1 protein-coding gene is annotated in these 1,226 nt (G+C 71.2%); it reads left to right on the top strand.

The annotated features are described in order from the left end of the window. Positions 1-353: 353 nt before the first annotated feature. A partial coding sequence (locus tag V2S66_RS34290; protein WP_330801013.1) for a ferritin-like domain-containing protein occupies positions 354-1,226 on the top strand: 873 nt, incomplete at its 3' end.

The following is a 1,226-nucleotide window of genomic DNA, read 5'->3' as shown; positions in this document are numbered from 1 at the left end:
CGCATCGTCGCCTGCAGCGCGGAGCGCTGTATGGCGCGTTGTGGGCTATCGGGGTGCCTGGAGGCCTCGTGGCGGCGCCGGTGCCGTCGATTGGTGGTGGCGGCCGTTACGTTCTGATCCTCCTTGTTCTTCCGCGACCTCGCGGAGGTGGGGCCGGCTGGTCTGAGAGTGGTGAACGAGTGGTGGGCACAGCGCGCGGTCGGGATGGATACGAGGTCGTTCCTCTCGGGCGGCGGGGTCTTCTCGCGTCGGCGGGGATCGCGGCGGCTGCGCCCCTCGTGGCGGCCGCCGGCCCCGATGCCGCCCCCGCCGGGCGGAGCGGAGCCGTCGAGTGCGGCGCGGTGGCGCGACTGATGGCGGTTCCCGAAACTGATCGCGACCTGGTCTGGCTGCGGCAGTGTCTGCAGGTCGCTGTCGGGCTGGAGCTGTCCACCATCCCGCCCTACCTGTGCGGTTGGTGGTCGATCCACGACCGCGGCAGCCAGGCCGCGCGACTCGTCCGCCGGGTCGTCGGCGACGAGATGCACCACCTCGGAGTGGTCTGCAACCTGCTGGTGGCAGTGGGCGCCAGGCCCCTTATCCAGCAGGCCGCCATGTCCTACCCCGGCCGGCTGCCGGGAGGAGTCCACCCGGGCGTGACCGTATACCTGTCAGGTCTGACCAAGCCGCTCGTACACGACGTCATGATGGCCATCGAGGCCCCCGACAAGCCACTGGCCCGCGCGGTGAACGCGTCACCGAGCATCGGGGACTTCTACTCCGCTGTGCTCGCGGCCTTCCACCGCACCCGCCCCCGCCTGACGGCGACAGGACAGCTCGCCGAGCGCGTCGGCTCCGACGTCCTCACCCCCGTGGCAACCCTCGCCGACGTCGAACGCGCCATCGCAGTCGTCAAGGAACAGGGCGAAGGCACGGCCAGCTCTCCCGACGACGCCTTCGGCGACGATCACCCCGCCCACTACTACGCCTTCGGGGAGATCTACCACGAACGTCGGCTACGCCGCGTCGGCCGGACCTGGGAGTTCACCGGACCGGCCATCCCCTTCCCCTCCGCCCGGCCGATGGCGCGTGTGCCTGCCGGAGGCTGGCCGCACCCTGCCGCCCCGGTACGCCGGCTCCTGGAGCATTTCGACGAGAACTACCACGCGGTGCTGCACCACTTGCAGAACGCCTGGGACCACGGCGACAGGCGCGCCCTGAACGCCGCCGTCCACGCCATGCGCGGC

Origin of the sequence: Actinacidiphila polyblastidii (genome assembly GCF_036353415.1) — a bacterium.
Taxonomy (GTDB): Bacteria; Actinomycetota; Actinomycetes; order Streptomycetales; family Streptomycetaceae; genus Actinacidiphila; species Actinacidiphila polyblastidii.
This window is presented reverse-complemented; position numbering and strand designations above follow the sequence as displayed.